Annotated in this window: 15 protein-coding genes and 1 tRNA gene; 8 read left to right on the top strand and 8 right to left on the bottom strand. The window is 41.9% G+C overall.

The annotated features are described in order from the left end of the window. The 4 genes from drt3b to B3Q46_RS09540 form a co-directional block, all read left to right on the top strand. Positions 1-1,578: antiviral reverse transcriptase Drt3b (drt3b, locus tag B3Q46_RS09555; protein WP_286714987.1), on the top strand; the 1,578-nt coding region annotated here is incomplete at its 5' end. A gap of 592 nt (positions 1,579-2,170) precedes the next feature. Continuing rightward, positions 2,171-2,371 (top strand): hypothetical protein, encoded by a 201-nt coding sequence (locus B3Q46_RS09550; RefSeq protein WP_004781578.1) that lies wholly within the window; start codon positions 2,171-2,173, stop codon positions 2,369-2,371. A 438-nt stretch (positions 2,372-2,809) separates the two neighbouring features. Then, positions 2,810-3,037, top strand: coding sequence for a hypothetical protein (locus B3Q46_RS09545; RefSeq protein WP_004781576.1), 228 nt, complete (start codon positions 2,810-2,812; stop codon positions 3,035-3,037). Between the two features lie 205 nt (positions 3,038-3,242). After that, positions 3,243-3,318 (top strand) — tRNA-Thr (locus B3Q46_RS09540). Between the two features lie 75 nt (positions 3,319-3,393). Here B3Q46_RS09540 and B3Q46_RS09535 read toward each other — a convergent pair. The 5 genes from B3Q46_RS09535 to B3Q46_RS09515 form a co-directional block, all read right to left on the bottom strand. Beyond that, complete coding sequence (locus B3Q46_RS09535) at positions 3,394-4,233, bottom strand: SAM-dependent methyltransferase (RefSeq protein WP_286714983.1); 840 nt, start codon at positions 4,231-4,233, stop codon at positions 3,394-3,396. A 3-nt stretch (positions 4,234-4,236) separates the two neighbouring features. Beyond that, complete coding sequence (locus B3Q46_RS09530) at positions 4,237-5,544, bottom strand: FAD-dependent oxidoreductase (RefSeq protein WP_034170215.1); 1,308 nt, start codon at positions 5,542-5,544, stop codon at positions 4,237-4,239. 414 nt (positions 5,545-5,958) lie between these two features. Then, a complete protein-coding gene (locus B3Q46_RS09525) occupies positions 5,959-6,837 on the bottom strand; it encodes a pirin family protein (RefSeq protein ID WP_286714979.1) in 879 nt (292 codons plus the stop codon). A 246-nt stretch (positions 6,838-7,083) separates the two neighbouring features. Next, positions 7,084-7,647: an alkyl hydroperoxide reductase subunit C gene (ahpC, locus tag B3Q46_RS09520; RefSeq protein ID WP_005232609.1), complete on the bottom strand. Its 564-nt coding sequence runs from the start codon at positions 7,645-7,647 to the stop codon at positions 7,084-7,086. A gap of 151 nt (positions 7,648-7,798) precedes the next feature. After that, entirely contained in the window at positions 7,799-8,443 is a 645-nt protein-coding gene (locus B3Q46_RS09515) for a TetR/AcrR family transcriptional regulator (RefSeq protein ID WP_214001694.1), read from the bottom strand. A gap of 138 nt (positions 8,444-8,581) precedes the next feature. Here B3Q46_RS09515 and B3Q46_RS09510 point away from each other — a divergent pair, with 138 nt between their 5' ends. Beyond that, on the top strand, positions 8,582-9,046 hold the full coding sequence (locus B3Q46_RS09510) for a hotdog fold domain-containing protein (RefSeq protein WP_214001695.1): 465 nt from the start codon (positions 8,582-8,584) through the stop codon (positions 9,044-9,046). Between the two features lie 69 nt (positions 9,047-9,115). On the opposite strand, the gene ssb is transcribed toward B3Q46_RS09510, so the two are convergent. The 3 genes from ssb to B3Q46_RS09495 form a co-directional block, all read right to left on the bottom strand. Then, entirely contained in the window at positions 9,116-9,700 is a 585-nt protein-coding gene (ssb, locus tag B3Q46_RS09505) for a single-stranded DNA-binding protein (protein WP_214001696.1), read from the bottom strand. 51 nt (positions 9,701-9,751) lie between these two features. Continuing rightward, a complete protein-coding gene (locus B3Q46_RS09500) occupies positions 9,752-11,116 on the bottom strand; it encodes an MFS transporter (RefSeq protein WP_034170221.1) in 1,365 nt (454 codons plus the stop codon). Positions 11,117-11,270: 154 nt separating this feature from the next. Beyond that, complete coding sequence (locus B3Q46_RS09495) at positions 11,271-12,362, bottom strand: DUF475 domain-containing protein (RefSeq protein ID WP_004781554.1); 1,092 nt, start codon at positions 12,360-12,362, stop codon at positions 11,271-11,273. 222 nt (positions 12,363-12,584) lie between these two features. Here B3Q46_RS09495 and tenA point away from each other — a divergent pair, with 222 nt between their 5' ends. The 3 genes from tenA (at position 12,585) to B3Q46_RS09480 (ending at position 16,817) form a co-directional block, all read left to right on the top strand. Continuing rightward, positions 12,585-13,256 carry a thiaminase II gene (tenA, locus tag B3Q46_RS09490; protein ID WP_286714972.1) on the top strand — a complete coding sequence of 224 codons (672 nt, stop codon included), beginning with the start codon at positions 12,585-12,587 and terminating at the stop codon, positions 13,254-13,256. A 293-nt stretch (positions 13,257-13,549) separates the two neighbouring features. Further along, entirely contained in the window at positions 13,550-16,381 is a 2,832-nt protein-coding gene (gene uvrA / locus B3Q46_RS09485; protein ID WP_180012433.1) for an excinuclease ABC subunit UvrA, read from the top strand. 136 nt (positions 16,382-16,517) lie between these two features. After that, positions 16,518-16,817: a hypothetical protein gene (locus B3Q46_RS09480; protein ID WP_286714968.1), complete on the top strand. Its 300-nt coding sequence runs from the start codon at positions 16,518-16,520 to the stop codon at positions 16,815-16,817. Positions 16,818-16,883 lie beyond the last annotated feature (66 nt).

Raw genomic sequence — 16,883 nt, 5'->3', positions numbered from 1 at the left:
ACTTCAAGTTTTACTCTGCCAAGCAACCAAATTTTAACTTCAAAAACAGAGGAAATTTCCAAACATTCACCATCCTTTTTTTCATATAGAGGCTTCAATAGACTCTATAAGTTCTTTGAATCTAGAAAATTTTTTAATATAGAGGAAAAATATTCAGAGTTCTGTAGTGTAGATATATCTAAATGCTTTGATTCAATCTATACCCATAGCATATCTTGGGCGGTAAAAAACAAAGAGTTTACTAAGGAAAACGTTACTATTAAAACGACATTTCCTAATGAGTTTGATTCATTAATGCAGAGAATGAATCACAATGAGACTAATGGAATAGTAATCGGACCCGAACTAAGTAGAATATTTGCTGAGATAATCTTACAAAAAGTTGATATTCAGGTAATAGAAAAATTAGAAGAAAAATATAAATTAGTATACGGAAATCAGTATACTATAAAGCGTTATGTAGATGACTTTTTTATATTTTCGATAAATAAAGATATTCAAAATAAGATCGTCATATGCTTGTCTGATGTTTTATTAAATTTTAACTTACATCTGAATAAATCAAAAACAGAATATCTTTCACGACCATTCATAACTAGAAAATCTAAACTAGTATATTCTATAAGAAATATTGTTAATGATTTTTTTGATAGCTTCTTAGAATATGAGAACCCTAAGACCTTAAAACCTAAGAGAGTGATAAATACTTGGAAACTAACCAGAAGCTTTATTCAGTCAATACAATATCAATGTAATACAAATGGAATTTCTTATGATGATATTTCAGCTTATATAATATCCTCAATAAATGAAAGGATAAAAAAATTAACTAATAACAAAAATTTAGAAGGAAATACTAAAAACTTTTTAGATGCTCTTGAAGTATTGATTGATATTCAGTTCTTTTTATTTAGTATAAGTCCATCAACTAATAGCTCCTACAAAATATCAACTTCACTAATTCTAGCTATCAGATTTGTCAAAGATAAAATTAATGATAGATATGAGCATATTTCTAAATTTATATATGACCATATTTATAGATATTTAAAAAATATGGAAGATGAAAATCCTCATATAGTTGATGATTATTTTCCTATAGAAGCTATAAATATTATTTTGGCTTCTACGGAGTTGAGTCATGAATTCATGCTTCCAGAAGATTTAACTTTTCAATTTTTCAATATTACTAATGGAGATCACTTAAATTATTTACATGTAATTTCTGCTCTTTATTATTCTGGAAAGTATTCGGCACTACAACAAAGGAAAAAAGATATTTTATGTGCCATTGAGAAGTATCTGTCAGATTTGTCTGATTTCTCTACTAACACCAATAAAGCATATTTATTTTTTGATTCATTATTTCATCCTGATTTTAAAAAAACTGTAAAAACTTCTTGGCTTAAACAGGTACTTGCTTCTTTAGACAAGGATAATCCAGCTCATCCACTCACTCAAAAATCTATTATTGATCAATTTTATAATGAGATATCAAGTCATATCTGGCATGTTGACTGGCATCACCTTGATTTGCTTAGTTATCTTCAAAAGAAAGACTTGAGACAAGCATATTAAGTATATAAGATTACCAGTGGAGATAGAGTAGTTCGTCCTCCTCTGGAGACACAGAGCAATCTGTTAACCAGCATACTTCTTACGATTAACCTCGTAAGAACTTCAGATATCAAAGTGACTAACCTCGCAAGGGTTAGTCAGTTTAATATTTGAGCAACTTCGGTTGCACACACTCAGTGACAACACTCTATCTCCACCTTCTTTGTATCGCTATTCTTATAAGCATCTAGCTGTATTTCAATTTGCTAAACAAATAAGCTCTCTTATTTAAACTCTCAATTTCATAATGATGTCGGTATAAATGTCGGTACATTTACAGCCCTGATTTTTTATGTTTCAATAATTCATATATTTAGATATTGAACCTGACGGACTCTCTCACCGCCAAATATCATTATCATGTCGCCACATGATGTCTCAAAAGGTTTAAATCTAAAGGGTTTAAGCCTTTTTTGTTGCCGAAATTATTAGGGAATGGATTAAAAATAAAAGAATAACTATACAAGTTACATAAATGATGCCGGATGGCTGTTGAATGACACTGAGGAATATTCGAGCATGATCCTATCTTGGTAAAAAATGATGGATCGCTATGAAAGATGATGAAAAACCCCTAAATTTTGATGATGATAACGAGCCTCTGGATTTCGAAGATGAAGAGTTCACTGACGATAAAAAAGAGGATGAAATGTACAATCCGATCACCAAGGATGGATCAAGTGTAGATCCTGCGGATGATGGCACACGTCATCTTCGTCCTGAAGATGGTGATCCGCTAGAAGTCGAGCCTTAAACCCTAGCCCAATTTTATATTGGGCTTTTTTTATAGTCTAAAAGCCTAAAAGTGAGCATCTTGGACAGATGAATTGAAAAAGGATAATTCGTTTTACTGGTTATTTTTGAGATGAGTATTGCTTGCCTTTTCTTTTGATAGATTTAAAGATGTAAGGATATAGGCTGGGATATATTGAAATAAATTCTCTGGATAAAACCATGATATATCCATTTTTATTACTTTCTTAACTTTATGTTCTTCTTTTAGTTTATTTATATGATGGAGACAAAAACTGGCATAAAAATAGCTTAATTTAATTGTCATCATCGCTATGTTATGGTGGAATCAAAACAGGATAAAAGGAGAATAAAAACCAAAAGATAGAAAATGTTATTGCTTGAGTCTTCCTTATTTGGGTTAGAAAAAAGTGGAAACACTGCTATTCGGAGAGTGGACATGAATAACAGCGCAAACTACATGAAACAGATAAAAAATGCCAAACGCGGTGGTTATACCCCGACCATTGCCAAAGACGTCAACAAACATAAGATTCAAAAAGCCCTAAAATTAATTGAACAGTGGAGAAGTCTCGCTCAAGAACTCAAACCTCAAATGCAGTTTGATATGGCCTTTACTTTAGAGGAATGCGCACAAGACTTGGATCGGATACTCAAAAGCAGATAATTCCCTTTTAACTCACTCATAATAGATTTTAAATATCAACCCCTTATCCTTGCCCATATCACTGATATGGGCAATTTCATGATTTAAATGTAGATGCCTGAGTGAAGATGCTTCAATGATCAGTAATAAAAAAATGGTTATAAGATTGAACGGTTATTTTTTGGCTTGCGCCCTTAAGAAAAATCTGTAAAATGCACTCCACAACGCCGGCATAGCTCAGTTGGTAGAGCAACTGACTTGTAATCAGTAGGTCCACAGTTCGAATCCGTGTGCCGGCACCATTTTCTTAGCCTCGCTTTTTAGTGAGGCTTTGATGTTTCTGGGCTTGGTATTTTTATCTAGCTTGTCTCTAGTCTTCAGATCGTCTGTGCCGTCACCTGCACATATCTCACAATCCCCTCCTGATATAACTTCCGACAAAGCTTTGCCGTCATCTGAATTTTAAACTGATCCAGTCTTTTGCCTTTTTGTTTCAAGTCCTTTGAATTTAAATTCTGCGCTACATAATCAGCAAAACCTGAAAATACCGCTTCGGACAGATCTTCAATCTGAATATTCTTAAATTCAAAATTTTCCAAACAATGATAAAGCTCATTTTCCGACATCAGGTTTTTTAAATCAACATCGGCGGATTTCAGTAGAAACTGATATTTACGCTTTTGCAGCGCATTCAAGCTGTTCCATTTTTCCGACAAGATCAGATGATGAAAGCCAATCCGTGCATTGGCGTTCAATACACTGCATATCTGGTCGATAAGTTCGGGAACGGGACTATGATAGGCAGCATCCAGACACAACACCACATCAAAGCGCTGGGAAAAATGTATGTCTTTTAAACGCAGGAAAGAAGCCGGATAGATGGCATTGAGATCAGGTAAATGCTGCTGAATATTCGCCACGCAAGCTGGCTGAAGTTCAACACCGGCCAGATATTGCACCTGATAGCGTTGCTGCCAGTGCAGCAGGCTGGCACCCTGGCCACAGCCCAGATCCAGCAATTTATCCTTTGAATTTAAACCGACCGTTTCTGCCAAGCGGTCGGCCAAAGTTCGACAGGCAGCCGCATAATCCTGCTGCCCTGCTTGCCAATAACCCAGATTGCTCCAGGGCAACTGCGAGTGGTCTCCCAGCAACGATGCATCAATTGCATATTTATGTTGAGGAAGACGCTGACGAAGTGCCTGAAACCATTGCATCAATCAATAACCGAGTTGGGGTGCTACCTCGATCTTAGGTTTAAGTCCTTCAAATGGCAACGGGGCTCCCATAATTGCAGCAATTTTCATGGCAGATGTCACTGCAGACTCTAGAATTGGCAACCCATCCGATGACCACGAACCGCAGTAGAACACTTTACGGTTCATTTCCAGATGACGATGCTGCAATTCCTTATTGAGGGCGATGGTATTGGCATCCACTACCGCACGGGTCAAGGTCACTGATGAGATTACTTTTTTCGGATCGATCTCAGTCACAGGACGCCAGGTCTGGAATACCGGTGACTTACCGACCAGACTCGGTTCAACCGCATTCAGCCAAACCGTAAATTGCTGTCGGGTAAACTTGCGATCCATCATATAGCTAAGTACAGCCCAGTCCTTACGCTTTGGAGGCATCACGCTGCTATCACGGTGAATGACCAATTCACCCTGTTCAAATTTGAATTTCTTTAACAGCTCGATATCACGGCCAAACTGCTCATGATCCAGGAATTCATCAATATGATTGGTTGGTGTCGCCACCACGACGCGATCAAAGGTTTTCGATAGACCGGCTGCATTTTCTACCAGTACTTTTTCGCCCTGCTCTTTTACCGAAACGATCGGTGCACCACTTTCAATATGAATGCCTTCAATCAGCTTGTCTACCAAAGCCGGAGTACCACCCTGCATACGCAACAAGGCATCACCATCCGTTAGCTGACGCAGGAAAATCAATAAAGGTTTAGCTGGCCATTCACCAATAGTTTTCGGGTTACAGGTACAGATGGTATACAGCACCGGCATCACCGCACCATGCCAGAACACTTCTTCAATCTCATTTCGATTGATAAATTCTGCCAGGCTGATGTCCTGATTTTTAGATTTAAAGAATTTTGCCAAGGCTGTTTTAAGCTGCAGCAAACCTTTGACCAGACGCCAGCCATATTGCTGGATGCCTTTACGGTTATTGATAATCGGAATATTACCAATCTTGCTACGTGACGTGGTTAGCCAGGTTTCTACCCGATCTTCAAACAGCCAGCTACAGGCCATATAGGTACGTACCGGGTAAGTTTTAATGCCCAGATGAGTCGCCAGACTTAAGGTATTTTTCCACAGATAAGGATTCATCACACGTAAAGGTGCGTCAATGAGGCCTCCTTCAAATTCGAGACTATGACTGTCCATGCCGCGACCTTGAAGCGCTTCAAAAATAGTAATGCGATGCCCTGCGTCCTGAAGAATTCTGGCAGTAGCCAGTCCAGCCATGCCACTACCAATTACTGCGATATCCAATCTGATCATCCGTCATTGAAAAACTAAAAGAAATTATGAACCATGCTTTCGGCAAATAGGTTATTAAAATCTTCCAGAATACTTTTTTTTCGTAAGTCTGAGTTAACGTAACTTTACAAATAAATTACATTTTTTGAATAGCAAAAAACGTCTTTATATAGAGTAACTTAAACCGCCATTAAATTTAAATATTTAAAAATAAATCTTTAAAAAACAAATGATTTAATTAACCGATTTTTTAATCATCGGTTTACAAAGACCGCAAAACACTCTATAATATGCAGCACAAGAAAGAGATAAATTCATAGAGATAAACAAAATGAATTTATCCAAGAAACTCGTAAAAACGACAAGAAATTCCAGCGCATTAGAAAAAAAAGCCTCTGCTTGTGCAGAGGCTTCTTTGTTTTAAGACTGACTGTATTATTCGGCTTGTACCGCGATTTCACCAAATTTACCCTGATTAAAATCTTGAAATGCCTGAATAATTTCTTCCTTGGTATTCATCACAAATGGGCCATAACCTTGAATCGGTTCATTCAGCGGTTCACCGGTCAAAAGCAGAAATTTAGTATCCTGATCGGCTTGTAGCTGAATTTCAGGATTATCATCACGCGCAAACATGACAATAGAGTTATCCAGTACTTTTTGACTGCCATTTACCACCAGCTCACCCGCCAGTACAACCAGCAAAGCATTATGTCCGAGAGGTACATCTAAGGTTGTTTCATACTCTGCTTTTAGCTCGCCGTCCCAGACATTTACCGGACTAAAGGTATGCGCAAGGCCATAATGACCTCCGAATTCTCCGGCAATCACCCGAATATGTCCTGCACCTTCATCCATTTCAATCCGTGGAATCTCGGCTGCAGTAATGGCCTGATAACGTGGCGCGGTCATTTTGTCTTTGGCTGGCAAGTTGACCCAGAGTTGAACCATTTCAAACAGACCGCCATTTTGAGCAAAATCTGGGGAATGAAATTCTTCATGCACCACCCCGGCACCCGCTGTCATCCACTGCACATCACCAGTCTGAATCGTACCGCCACCGCCACTGGAGTCCTGGTGGGTCACTGCCCCCTGATAGGCCAAGGTTACAGTTTCAAAACCACGATGCGGATGTGAACCTACACCATGCTGCTCAGTGGTTGGCGCAAAGTGATACGGCGCTGCATAATCCAGCAATAAAAATGGGCTAATGGCCTGCCCCAGACGGTCATAAGAAAACAGGTTTTTGACCGGGAAGCCGTCACCGACCCAGTGCATGTTTTGATTACGGTAAACACCAATGACTTTTTTCATCTTTTACTCCTATACGCAATAGGATGAACATGCAGCCATTGTATGCTTTATCAGCAGTCATCAATACCGTACTTCTAGAATGCAGTATTTCAATTATAAGACGATTCGACTCTTAGATTTCTGTGTAGCTACTTATAACTTTAGCTTTGCTCATAAGACGTTAATTTAAGTAGTCATGAGCAGTAGACAATAAAAAACCCAGCGCTGAGGGCTGAGTTTTTTCAACTTCGATAACGTGTTATCGAATTAGATTTTACCGACCAGGTCAATTGAAGGAGCAAGAGTCGCTTCACCTTCTTTCCATTTTGCAGGACATACTTCACCTGGGTGAGCGTGTACATATTGAGCCGCTTTTACTTTACGAAGCAGTTCTTGTGCATCACGACCGATACCACCCGCGTTGATTTCAACGATCTGGATTTTACCGTCTGGATCGATCACGAAAGTACCACGATCCGCCAGACCATCAGCTTCAATCAGCACTTCAAAGTTTTTCGCCAAAGTCCAGGTTGGATCGCCGATCATTGGGTACTGGATTTTACCAATTACGTCAGAGGTGTCATGCCAAGCTTTGTGCGTGAAGTGCGTGTCTGTAGATACTGAGTAGATTTCTACGCCCAGTTTCTGGAATTCAGCATACTGATCAGCAAGATCGCCTAATTCTGTTGGACAAACAAATGTGAAGTCAGCAGGATAGAAGAATACTACAGACCATTTGCCTTTCATGTCCTGTTCAGACACTTCAATAAATTGGCCATTGTGGTAAGCAGTTGCGTTGAATGGCTTAACTTCAGTATTGATTAAACTCATAAGTCTATTCCTATCTACTCGTGAAAGTGTGTGTTCATTTGATGTAGTTAAGAATACGCAAAAACCACCAATAGGTAAAACCGTAACTTTTCATAAAAACTATCGGTTTTTTAGATTTATAATTCCTTTTATTTTTATCTTTCTGATTTGTTTAATTGATTTTGGCGGCTTCACTTTCTTGAAAATGCTGTATAGATTGCCAAGCCGATTTTGCTAAGGCTGCTGCATAGTATTTAGGGGAGGTGTGGACTCGACCAGATAACCAGCTCCGGCAATAACTTTCAGTGGATCCAATGATTAGTGATATAAGCAATTCTAAGGGAACAGCTTGTAATTGACTGATATCTGCCTGCTGAGCCAGCCATTGTTTTAAGTCTTGATTGCGCTGCTGATTCGACTGCTGCAATTCCTCTTTGAAGTCACTATTTTGAACTGTATGATGCGCGGCATAAAGAAAGCGGGCAAAATCAGGATACGCTACGACCCAATCGATATAACTCTGAATCACCGCCTGTATGCCTTGTTCAATACCCTGAACTTGTGACAAAGCCTGCAAACGCTGCTCCGACTGATCTGTGAGCGCTGCAATATACAGTGCCGCAATGATCCCCTCCTTATTTTTAAAATGATGGTAGATCGCTCCTATGCTGGTATCGGCCTGATCACGAATCATTTCAATCGTAGTCGCAGCAATGCCTGTACACAGAAACTCTATCAATGCACATTCCAGAATCTGACGTTTTAATAAAGCTCGTCTTCCTTTAAAAATCTTTTCCAGCAATTCCATGTTTTGCATCTTTAATATTTAAATCCTCTCTATTTTTAAAAGCAGGCTGGCAGCCTGATGTCTGGTTTTTGTCAGATGCGCCAATACAGAATAATATTCTGTATGAGAATATTATTCTGATTAAAAATAATATACAGGAAGTTATAGATGAGCCAAGCCCTAAAAATCTGGAAAAGCCTAGAAAATAAGCCAGCCGGTAAATATCTTTTTTCTAAATTACTTTGTCTAAAAGCCCCCTATTTCGGCAGTATTTCTCCACTATTTGAAGATTTAAAGCCTGGTTATTGTGCAGTGAGCATCAAGAAACATCGTGCCGTGCTGAATCATTTAGGCACTGTACACGCGATTGCCATGTGCAATATGGCTGAACTGGCAGGCGGCACCATGACCGATGCAACCGTTCCGAAAACTCATCGCTGGATTCCCAAGGGTATGCAGGTCGAATATGTCAAAAAAGCTACTACTGACCTAGTTGCGATTGCGACACCCGCCGAGCCTAACTTTATATGGAAGGAAGGCAGCGATTATCTGGTCAATGTAGAAATTAAAGATACTGCAGAAGAAGTTGTGTTTCGGGCGGTGATCACGATGTGGGTCTCAGTGAAAAAATAGAAGAACCCAGATATGAAAAACCCGCCAAATGGCGGGTTTTGATGATGATTTGCCTTTCTAATGTCGGGATTAAAATGGAAGATCATCATCCAGATCGGCTGCAGGTGCTGCTACTGGAGCAGGTGCAGACTTCGGCGCATAACCACCCTGGTTATTTTGGTTATTGTTGCCATAACCACTGCCTTGATTATTGTTAAAACCGCCTTGCTGAGGCGCTGAGCCATAACCACCTTGTGGATTATTGCTATAACCGCCACCCTGGTTATTGTTATTAAAACGTGGCTGGTTAAACCCGTTATCGCCCTGCTCGCCTTGTGGACGACCAGAATCCAGCATTTGCATTTGCTCACCACGGATTTCCGTTGTGTAGCGTTCTTGACCGCTTTGATCTGTCCATTGACGGGTACGTAATGAACCTTCGATATAAACTTTAGAACCTTTGCGCAGATATTGCTGTGCAATTTCACCTAAACGGTTATGCAGCACAATACGGTGCCATTCGGTTTGCTCTTTACGTTCGCCCGTATTTTTATCAGTCCATGAATCGCTGGTTGCGATAGAGAATTGAGTGAGAGAACCACCATTTGGGAAAGTTTTGGTCTCAGGATCTCGACCTAAAGTACCAACTAAAATGACCTTATTAACACCACGCATCAGACGTACACTTCCTATTTATTTCTATATTTTACTTTATAAGAGTTATGTTTAAATGGCTACCTCTTTACCTAACAAGTGCGTTAATTGTTGTCGCGAAACATCATCAACCTGCTGTTTATCGACCTTTACAAAGGCGACTTGCTGTTCAGACATGACCACAACCTCTTCAATACCACGAATCGCCAAAAGTTGAGAAGTCCATTCATCTGTTTGTTTACTCTCTGGCAGACGAAGCACGAGCGATGAAAGATAGCGTGGTTGAGCCAACCCAAAACTCATGAGCAGCCAAATTATAGCAATTGCCGATAAAATACTCCAACCGAGCGAAGTGTTGTTGAGTAACAACAATTGTCCACCAATGATCCCGCCAAAGAATGCGCCCAGGAACTGACTACTGGCATTCACGCCCATCGCAGTGGCTTTGGATTGAATCGGTGCTGCCTTAGATAGCCAAGATGGCAGTAAGGCTTCCATGACGTTAAAGGCAATAAAGAATAAACCTAATCCACCGATCAGCACATATTTGGATTCAAAGCCAAAAATCATGATCAGCAGACCCAGGATAATACCGCCAATCGCTGTCAGGAAAATGCTGCGCATCTTGCGGTATTTTTCTGCCAGTACAATGCTCGGAAAAGCAAAGAATAGACTGACGACCAGCAGCGGCAGATAAACCCAACCATGGCTCGATAATGGCAGTTCAGCAACTTCAATCAGTTGCGATGGCACATAAATAAACATCGCTGTAAGCAGCAAATGCAGGGTAAATACTGAAATATGCAGACGGTTCAGATCCCCCATTTTCAAGACCTGTTTCAGCTGCTCCAGATAACCTTGCTGAAAATTTTTATGATGACGGGTAACTTTAGGAACCATCAATAGCATCGCAATCGCAGCCAGTCCCATCACTGTGGTCACCCAGAACAGACCGGAAATGCCGACCAATCCTGTCACCCATGGCCCCATGGTAAAGGCCACCACAAAGGACAGGCCGATACTCATGCCCATTACCGCCATGGCTTTCATGCGGTTTTCTTCACGGGTCACATCGGCCAGTAAGGCCATTACCACTGCTGAAACTGCCCCGCCACCGGCAATCGCACGACCGATGATCACGCCATAAATGGTGTCAGACATCGCAGCAATCGCGCCACCTAGAGCGAATAACAACAAGCCCAAAACCACCAGAGGCTTACGGCTATAGCGGTCCGCAATCAGGCTAAACGGAATCTGTAAAATGGCCTGCGTCAGACCATAAATACCCACCGCCAGACCAATCAGTGCAGGCGTAGCATATTCATATGACTGCCCTGCTACAGAGAATACAGGGATGATCATAAACAACCCCAGCATGCGCAGTGCGAAAATACTGCTCAGGGCAAAGGTCGAGCGACGTTCTAAGGCATTCATCATAAAGTCTGGCGATCGAGTTAGTTAATCTTGATGCGCAGATTATAGGCCATTCCGCTCAAAGGAATGCATGAATTTTATTTGAAATAAAGATGAGGACTATCTGAAAAATAAAAAAGCGTAGCCGGAGCTACGCTTCTCGTCAGCGATCACAGGACTATTTGCCTGCTTTTAATAACTGACGCTTGGTATATTGGATCGAAGCAATGACTGCCCAGATAATGAAAGCCACACCGATCAGACCAGTTACCACTTCAGGAATATGCACACCGGTACTGCTTGCCAGCATAATAAATGCCAGAGCACCAATCGCATAGTGCGCGCCATGTTCCAGATAGATATAAGCATCCAATGTGCCTTTATCGACTAAGTAAATGGTCATCGAACGCACGAACATCGCACCGATGGCCAAGCCTAACATGATGATTACCACGTCAGACGTAATCGCAAAGGCACCGATTACCCCGTCGAAACTGAAAGAGGCATCGAGTACTTCCAGGTAAAGGAAGCCACCAAAGCCGGCTTTTACGACGCCAGTCGGTACACCTTCAGCATCGTGACGAACGGCATTACCCTCTTCGTCTACTTCCGGTTCCCCGCCTAGCATATGGCTTAGGACCTGTACGCCGATATAAATCACGATCCCCCAGATCCCGGCCAGAATAACATCCAGACGTTTTGCTTCTTCAACCTGGAAATCCATGATTAATAAAGCAATCAGGGTAATAAAGACCGACATCGCCGGAACGTTCGCCAGATGCGCCAGACGGCGTTCCAGCATGCGGAACCAGTGGGTATCTTTTTCTTCATCCAGGAAGAAGTTCAGAAATACCAGCATCAGAAAGGCACCACCAAAGGCAGAAATCTCGGCATGATGTGCCATCAGTTTGGCCGAATATTCTTTTGGTGCATTTAAGGCGAGCTGCACCACTTCCATAAAGCCCATATCCGCAGTTACGGCCACAATGACCACCGGGAAAATCAGGCGCATCCCGAAAACTGCAACCAGAATCCCGACCGTCAGGAAAATCATTTTCCAGAAATGATCCCAACCGCGCAGGACGGATGCATTGACAACCGCGTTATCAAACGACAACGACACTTCCATAATCGCCAGAATAGCGGTGATGGTCAGTGCTGTGAACATGGTTTGCAGGCCCGCTTCCGGACCATGGGTAAATCCCCAATAAGCAGACAAACCAAGGCACACGATCGAAAATACGATTGAGAAACCAAAGTGTTTCAACATATATATCGACCTTAGATAAATTTCATTAAATGCATTTCTTTAAATGTAGAGAAATACTAAAACTCAAAGTTGTCCCAATTATGAAACTTTTGCCGCATAAACCAAAGCACTTCCTGAACCATTTTTAGGTATTTTCTGCTTTTCAGATTTGCTGATCTTTTAAACAGATTTATCTTTGCTATAGTGCTGGAGGTTTTGACTTCAACTGCTAAGGATTTCAGTATGAGTTTCTCTCAAGACGTATGGCAACGTAATCTCGAACTTTATCAAAAGACATTGGCGCTGCCTTTTAACCAGCAACTGGCGCAGGGAACATTAAATCGTGAAGCTTTTAGTCATTATGTAATTCAGGATGCACATTATCTGCTGGCCTATGGCCGTGCGCTGGCGGTGTGTGCAGCCAAAGCTTTTGAAGCAGATGACGTAATCCAGTTTAGTGAAGCAGCTAAAACTGCCATTGTGGTCGAACGTAGCCTGCATGATGGCTTTATGCAGGATTTTGGCATCAGCAAAACCCAATTCGAAAACACACCTTTGACTCTGGCCTGCCATCATTACACCTCTTATTTACAGGCAACGGCTTGGGCAGAAAGTTATCCGGTGGTTCTGGCTGCCCTTTTGCCATGTTTCTGGATCTATGCGGAAGTGGGTAAGGATATTGTCGATAAGGTAGCGCCGAATAACCCGTATCAGGCCTGGATTGATACCTATGCCGGTGAAGATTTTCATACAGCGGTACGCAATGTAATTGCCACTGTGGATCGGGTGGCAGCGCGGGTCGATGCTGATACTCTGGAAAAAATGCATCAGGCCTATACCCATGCAGCACGTCTGGAATGGCTGTTCTGGGACAGTGCCTATGAACAGCACCAATGGCCGGGTCTGGATGATTAATTTTAGTTTCTATTGACTAAGCCCTGTCCAATGCAGGGCTTTTTTATTTTTAAACCAAACCCTAAATGATGAAAAGTGAAGCTAATTTTGATGTCGTTATGCATCATGAAATTTTATCTATTAGATGTTTGGAAAAGAGCAAATCCACTCCACGTTTTTACCCAGTTGCTTTAGTACTGATCTTTTGACCAATATCCGACACAACTTGACGTTTAAAATACTTTTATTTGCACTTGAACATTTTTCATTCGGTATCATATAAAGGTTTTTGATGAATTTTCTAGGATCATTGCATGAGCCAAAGTCACATCCGTATTCGAGGTGCACGTACCCATAACCTGAAAAATGTGAACCTTGATATTCCACGCGACAAGTTTGTGGTGATTACGGGACTGTCTGGTTCAGGTAAGTCCTCATTGGCATTCGATACGTTGTATGCGGAAGGTCAACGCCGTTATGTAGAATCTTTGTCTGCCTATGCGCGTCAATTCCTTTCGCAAATGGAAAAGCCGGAAGTTGATTCGATTGAGGGCTTAAGCCCGGCCATTGCTATCGAACAGAAGTCGACCAGTCATAACCCGCGTTCGACTGTAGGTACCATTACCGAAATCTATGACTATTTACGTCTGCTCTATGCACGTGTAGGCACACCTTACTGTCCGGAACACGATCTGCCCATGGTGGCACAGACCGTAACTGAAATGGTCGATGCGGTTAAAGAACTGGAAGAAGGCACTGCGCTGTTATTGTTAGCGCCTGTCGTGCGTGAACGTAAGGGTGAGTACACAGCGTTATTTGAGCAACTGCAAAGCCAAGGCTTTGTGCGTGCACGTGTCGATGGCGAGATCATGGAAATTGATCCGCCACCTGAGTTGGACAAAAAGAAAAAACATACTATTGAAGTCGTGGTTGACCGCTTTAAGGTGCGTGATGATCTCGGTAACCGGATTGCAGAAAGTTTTGAAACTGCGCTGCGTCTCGGTGGAGATATTGCGATTTTGTCCTGGATGAAAGGTGAAAATGATGATCGCGTATTTTCTGCCAAACACTCCTGTCCGGAATGTGACCGCGCTGTGGCAGAACTGGAGCCACGCCTGTTTTCATTTAACAATCCCTTTGGTGCCTGCCCGGTCTGTGATGGTCTGGGTACCCGCAGCCATTTCAGTGCGGACAAACTGATTCCCAATCAGGAAGTCAGCATCAGCCAAGGTGCGATTCGTGGCTGGGATCGTCAGCGTCCGTATTATTATGGCATGCTGCAAAAAGTAGCCGAGCATTTCGGTTTTTCTCTAGAAACGCCTTGGAATGAACTGGATGCCAACACCAAGAAGAAATTCCTTTACGGTACCGGCAAAGAAAAAATTGACCTGAGCTATATTGATGAACGTGGTCGTCGTCATAACCGGGTGATGCCATTTGAAGGTATTTTGCCGCATCTGGAACGCCGTTACCGCGAAACTGAAAGCAATTATGTGCGTGATGATCTGGCGCAGTATCTCTCTAATGCTGCCTGTGATGCTTGTGATGGTTCACGTCTGAATGAAATCTCGCGTAATGTGAAAATTCTGGACAAGACCATTGCCGACGTTACCCGCATGTCGATTGGCGATGCCGAGAGCTATTATCAGGGCATTAATCTGGAAGGTGCGCGTGGTGAAATTGCGGACAAGATTTTTAAGGAAATCCGTGAACGCCTGCATTTCCTAGTATCTGTCGGTCTGAACTATTTGAGTCTGTCCCGTTCTGCCGAAACCTTGTCTGGTGGTGAAGCACAGCGTATCCGTCTGGCTTCACAAATTGGTGCTGGCCTCATGGGTGTGATGTATGTGCTGGATGAACCTTCGATTGGTCTGCATCAGCGTGATAATGATCGCCTGTTACAAACCCTGATTCGTCTACGTGACCTCGGTAATACTGTTTTAGTGGTCGAACATGATGAAGATGCAATTCGTGCTGCAGACCATATTATTGATATTGGTCCGGGTGCCGGTGTGCATGGCGGTCATGTGATTGCAGAAGGAACCTATCAGGAACTCGCTAAAAATAAAGACTCCCTGACCGGTAAATATCTGTCTGGCAAACTGAAAATTGAAGTGCCGAAAAAACGGGTTCAGCCACCAAAACCGGAAGAACAGATCAAATTGATGGGTGCTGCCGGGCATAACCTGAAGAAAGTCGATCTGACCATTCCATTGGGAATCATGACTTGTGTCACCGGTGTTTCAGGTTCTGGTAAATCTACGTTGATTAACCGGACTCTGTTGCCACTAGCAGCGACTCAGCTGAATGGTGCAACCACGCTAACTGCTGAGAAGTTTGACTCAATTGATGGTCTGCAATTTCTGGATAAAGTGGTTGATATTGACCAGAGCCCGATTGGCCGTACGCCACGTTCGAACCCAGCAACTTATACCGGTTTGTTTACTCCAATTCGTGAACTGTTTTCACAGACTCCGGAAGCCAAAGCGCGTGGTTATACCGCTGGCCGTTTCTCGTTTAACGTGAAAGGCGGACGCTGTGAGGCCTGTGAAGGTGATGGCATGATTAAGGTAGCGATGCACTTTCTGCCGGATATGTATGTGCCGTGTGACGCCTGTCATGGCAAGCGTTATAACCGTGAAACGCTGGAAGTGAACTACAAAGGCAAGAATATTTCTGATGTATTGCAGATGACCGTTGAAGATGCCATGCATTTCTTTGATGCGATTCCAGTGATTCATCGTCGTCTGGAAACCTTGCATCAGGTTGGTCTGGGCTATATCCGTTTAGGTCAGTCAGCGACGACCCTTTCTGGTGGTGAAGCACAACGGGTAAAACTGGCACGTGAGCTGGCCAAACGGGATACCGGTAAAACCCTGTATGTCCTGGATGAGCCAACCACTGGTCTGCATTTCCATGATATTGCCAAGCTGCTGGACATCCTGCATGAGCTACGCAATAAAGGGAATACCATTGTGGTGATTGAACATAACCTGGATGTGATCAAGACTGCAGACTGGGTGGTAGATCTTGGGCCTGAAGGTGGTGCGGGTGGCGGTATGATTATCGCGGAAGGTACTCCGGAAGATGTCGTGAAGGTTAAAGCTTCACATACAGGGAAATTCTTAAAGCCGTTGTTGAAGTAATTTATCCTTCCCTTGTCCCTCTTTGATAAAGAAGGGAAATTCCCTCCTTTGAAAAAGGAAGGTTAGGGAGGATTTAAAATATTGATTTTATATGCTAAAACGGTGATTCATTCACCGTTTTTTATTTTTGTTAGTTATGGGAAAAATTCAAGAGAATGAATCAATTAAACCTTACTTAGAGTTTAGTAAAATATTGCAAACTAGCTGCCAAATTTTAGATAATATTCCTTTCATATATAAAATTAATCCTAAATTAAAAACAACTCGTAATGAAATCATGAGTATTGTCGAAGAAAATAAAGTCCTTGCTTTACCTGATCAATTTAATGAGTTTTTTGCCAAACATGGATGGGTTTGTTATAGCGCTTTAAATCAAAGTATTTTGGAACAAGCTGTTTTATTAGGCTCAAATAATAAAATAGGACTTACGCATTGACGGATTCAAAAAAGTATTAAAATACTTTATAAAGTATCTGTGATCAGACGAATTAAACATGCTTCT

Origin of the sequence: Acinetobacter sp. UBA2581 (genome assembly GCF_002339435.1) — a bacterium.
GTDB lineage: Bacteria > Pseudomonadota > Gammaproteobacteria > Pseudomonadales > Moraxellaceae > Acinetobacter > Acinetobacter variabilis.
The sequence above is the reverse complement of the archived record's forward strand: the minus strand, read 5'-3'. Positions and strand labels throughout refer to the sequence as shown.

What these genes read in the sequence shown, in the direction of transcription:
- B3Q46_RS09550 (WP_004781578.1), top strand. Translation starts at nt 2,171, where the DNA reads ATGAAAGATGATGAAAAACCCCTAAATTTTGATGATGATAACGAGCCT.
- B3Q46_RS09545 (WP_004781576.1), top strand. Translation starts at nt 2,810, where the DNA reads ATGAATAACAGCGCAAACTACATGAAACAGATAAAAAATGCCAAACGC.
- B3Q46_RS09535 (WP_286714983.1), bottom strand. Translation starts at nt 4,233, where the DNA reads ATGCAATGGTTTCAGGCACTTCGTCAGCGTCTTCCTCAACATAAATAT.
- B3Q46_RS09530 (WP_034170215.1), bottom strand. Translation starts at nt 5,544, where the DNA reads ATGATCAGATTGGATATCGCAGTAATTGGTAGTGGCATGGCTGGACTG.
- B3Q46_RS09525 (WP_286714979.1), bottom strand. Translation starts at nt 6,837, where the DNA reads ATGAAAAAAGTCATTGGTGTTTACCGTAATCAAAACATGCACTGGGTC.
- ahpC (WP_005232609.1), bottom strand. Translation starts at nt 7,647, where the DNA reads ATGAGTTTAATCAATACTGAAGTTAAGCCATTCAACGCAACTGCTTAC.
- B3Q46_RS09515 (WP_214001694.1), bottom strand. Translation starts at nt 8,443, where the DNA reads ATGCAAAACATGGAATTGCTGGAAAAGATTTTTAAAGGAAGACGAGCT.
- B3Q46_RS09510 (WP_214001695.1), top strand. Translation starts at nt 8,582, where the DNA reads ATGAGCCAAGCCCTAAAAATCTGGAAAAGCCTAGAAAATAAGCCAGCC.
- ssb (WP_214001696.1), bottom strand. Translation starts at nt 9,700, where the DNA reads ATGCGTGGTGTTAATAAGGTCATTTTAGTTGGTACTTTAGGTCGAGAT.
- B3Q46_RS09500 (WP_034170221.1), bottom strand. Translation starts at nt 11,116, where the DNA reads ATGATGAATGCCTTAGAACGTCGCTCGACCTTTGCCCTGAGCAGTATT.
- B3Q46_RS09495 (WP_004781554.1), bottom strand. Translation starts at nt 12,362, where the DNA reads ATGTTGAAACACTTTGGTTTCTCAATCGTATTTTCGATCGTGTGCCTT.
- tenA (WP_286714972.1), top strand. Translation starts at nt 12,585, where the DNA reads ATGAGTTTCTCTCAAGACGTATGGCAACGTAATCTCGAACTTTATCAA.
- uvrA (WP_180012433.1), top strand. Translation starts at nt 13,550, where the DNA reads ATGAGCCAAAGTCACATCCGTATTCGAGGTGCACGTACCCATAACCTG.
- B3Q46_RS09480 (WP_286714968.1), top strand. Translation starts at nt 16,518, where the DNA reads ATGGGAAAAATTCAAGAGAATGAATCAATTAAACCTTACTTAGAGTTT.